This is a genomic window from Vibrio genomosp. F10 str. 9ZD137, from assembly GCF_049974785.1.
Classification (GTDB): Bacteria; Pseudomonadota; Gammaproteobacteria; order Enterobacterales; family Vibrionaceae; genus Vibrio.
Map to the genome: position 1 here is coordinate 1 of NZ_JBNGCJ010000695.1, position 855 is coordinate 855.

Annotated in this window: 1 protein-coding gene; it reads left to right on the top strand. The window is 48.2% G+C overall.

What is annotated here, in order from left to right:
• The coding region (locus tag ACP45E_RS16620; RefSeq protein WP_241824331.1) for a chemotaxis protein CheA at window positions 1–855 on the top strand (855 nt) is incomplete at both ends.

The following is an 855-nucleotide window of genomic DNA, read 5'->3' on the forward strand; positions in this document are numbered from 1 at the left end:
AGCTGCCGCGGTTCCGAAGGCTGCGCCTAAACCGGAAGCCGAGCCACCCGCGAAAAATGCAGCGCCAGCGCCTCAGGCGAAAAAGCCTCAAGCGGAAGCCACAGTCCGAGTCGACACATCTACGCTTGATACCATTATGAACATGGTCGGTGAACTAGTCTTGGTGAGAAATCGTCTTTTAAGCCTAGGACTGAACAGTGATGATGAAGAAATGGAAAAAGCGGTCTCTAACTTAGATGTCGTTACCGCTGACCTGCAAGGCGCGGTGATGAAGACTCGAATGCAGCCAATCAAGAAAGTATTTGGCCGCTTCCCTCGAGTTGTCCGTGACCTCGCTCGTAGCTTGAATAAAGACATCACGCTTGAGATGCGCGGTGAAGAAACTGATTTAGATAAAAACCTTGTTGAAGCGTTAGCCGATCCACTGATTCACTTGGTGAGAAACTCGGTCGATCATGGTATTGAGATGCCCGATGATCGAGCAGCAGCAGGCAAGTCTCGAAACGGTAAAGTGATACTCTCTGCTTCTCAAGAAGGCGACCATATAGAATTAGCCATCGTCGATGATGGTGGTGGTATGGACCCTGATAAGCTACGTTCCATTGCTGTCAATCGTGGCATGATGGATGAAGATGCAGCCTCTCGACTGTCTGATAAAGAGTGCTTCAACCTAATCTTTATGCCTGGTTTCTCAAGCAAAGAAAAAATATCGGATATATCAGGACGTGGCGTGGGGATGGACGTGGTTAAAACCGCGATCAACACCCTCAATGGTTCGATAGATATTGATTCTGAGCTGACTAAAGGCACCAAAATAACCATCAAGGTACCGTTAACACTGGCTATATTACCGAC